Source organism: Oryzihumus sp., from assembly GCF_036391795.1.
GTDB lineage: Bacteria > Actinomycetota > Actinomycetes > Actinomycetales > Dermatophilaceae > Oryzihumus.
This window is the reverse complement of record NZ_DASVZH010000232.1, coordinates 1-1,981: the sequence shown is the minus strand read 5'-3', so window position 1 is coordinate 1,981 and position 1,981 is coordinate 1. Positions and strand designations below refer to the sequence as shown.

Genomic DNA, 1,981 nt, shown 5'->3' with positions numbered 1-1,981 from the left:
CCGCGGCCACCGCACCGGCGTGCTGGTCGGACACCTCAGCCGCCGTTCTCGGCCTGCTTCTGCAGGTCGTCGAGGACCTTCTGCGGGTCGCCGCCGGGCGAGACGGCGGCGCCGAGGTTCTGCTGCACGGCGAGCTTGACCTTGTCCCAGGTCGGGTCGTCGGTCGGCGTGAGGTGCGCGTTGGGCAGCGTGTCGAGGTAGACCTTGAGCTTGGCGTCGTCCTTGAAGAAGTCCAACCCGCTCCTGGTCACCGGCAGGAAGCCCTCGGCCTTGATGAACTGGTTGACCTGGTCCTTCTGGTAGTAGAGGTCGTAGAAGGCCTTGACCGCCTCCTGGTTGCCCGGCTTCTTGAACGCCATGAGGTAGTCGGTGACGCCGAACGTCTGGGGCTCGGAGGCCTGGGTCGGCATCGGCGCCACGCCGTACTGCACCGTGCCGGCCTTGTCGAGCTGGGCCGCGAGGGGCGAGAAGCCGACCACCATGCCGACCTTCCCGGACGCGAAGAGGTTGAAGGCGTCAGCGCGGTTGGTCTTGCCCGGGTTGTTCTGGGTCACCTTCTCGTCGGTGAGCTTCTTGAGGAAGCTCAGGGCCTTGACGTTCTCGGGCGAGTTGATCGTCCACTTCCCGTCCTTCTTCCAGGTGCCGTTGTTGTTGAACAGCCACATGGAGAACTCGCCCTGGGACTCCTCCGGTCCGAGCGGGAGGGCGTAGCCGATGCTGCCGTCACCGAGCGCGGAGATCCGCTTGGCATCGGCCTCGAGCTCGGCCCACGTCTTCGGCGGGGCGGCGATGCCGGCCTTGCTGAAGATGGCCTTGTTGTAGAAGAACGCGCGGGCCGAGGACAGGTCGGGGAAGCCGTAGAGCTTGCCGTTGTAGCTGCCGCTCCTGTCGAACGCGTCGAGGATGTCGCTCTTGGCCGCGGCCGGCAGCACCTCGTCGCCGTTGTAGAGCAGGCCGTCCTTGGCGTAGGACGCATAGGCGTTGAGGTTGAGGATGTCCGGCGCGTTGTTGTTCTGGATCATCGTGCTGGACGTCTGGTCGATCGTGTCCCAGCTGACCACCTGGACGTCGAGGTCGATGCCCGTCTTCTGCTTGTACTTCTCGGCGAACTGCTTCCAGAACGCGGCGGTGTGGTCCTTGGAGTACTCCGCGGCCACCAGCTTGATCCGGGTGACCTTCTTCCCGGAGCCGGCGTCTCCCCCGGCCGAGCTGGAGCCCGTGCCCCCGCTGCACGCGGCCAGGCCGAGGGCCGCGACGGACGCGAGCGCTGCCGTCAGGGCGAGGGAACGGTGGGCACGGAGCATGGTGGGACTCCCCTGTCTGGTGGCACGGACCGATCCCGCCCGGAGTGGCGCTGGCCCGAGGACGGCCCATGCTCGCGGTCTTTTTCTGCGCACGTCAACGGTTCTTGGTGACTTATTTACCAAGCCGTCGCGGGCAGGGCATCATGCTCGGGTGACTTCCGTGCACTCCTCACGCGTCCAGCTCACCGGGCGGGTGCTGACGCCCACCGCCGTGCTCCCCGTCGGGGTCGTCGCGATCGAGGGTGACCGGATCGCCTTCTGTGGCAAGGCCTCGGACCTGCCCGCCGACTGGCGGCGCACTCCGACCCCCGATGGCTGGGCGCACGGCGCGACGATCCTGCCCGGCCTGGTCGACATCCACTGCCACGGCGGCGCCGGGGGCGAGGTCGGCCCCGATCCGTCGGCGACGCGCGCCGCGGCAGCACACCACCTGCGCCACGGCACCACCTCACTGGTCGGCAGCCTCGTCTCCGCCGACCCGGCCACGCTGCTGGCCGGCACCCGCACCGCGGCGAGCCTGGTGGCGACCGGTGAGCTGGCCGGCGTGCACCTGGAGGGGCCGTTCCTGTCCCATGCCCGCCGCGGCGCCCAGCGGGCGGATGCACTCACCGACGTCGACGAGGGGCTGGTCGAGGAGCTCTCCCGTGTCGCCGCCGACGCCGGGGCGCCGCACGCCC

At 69.1% G+C, this 1,981-nt stretch carries 1 protein-coding gene and 1 pseudogene; one reads left to right on the top strand and one right to left on the bottom strand.

The window, feature by feature from the left end; translation table 11 throughout:
- Nucleotides 1-35: 35 nt before the first annotated feature.
- Nucleotides 36-1,304: an extracellular solute-binding protein gene (locus VF825_RS14395; protein ID WP_331114482.1), complete on the bottom strand. Its 1,269-nt coding sequence runs from the start codon at nt 1,302-1,304 to the stop codon at nt 36-38.
- A gap of 151 nt (nt 1,305-1,455) precedes the next feature.
- On the opposite strand from VF825_RS14395, the pseudogene VF825_RS14390 reads away from it, so the two are divergent.
- Nucleotides 1,456-1,981, top strand: a pseudogene (locus tag VF825_RS14390) (N-acetylglucosamine-6-phosphate deacetylase); the annotation flags it as partial.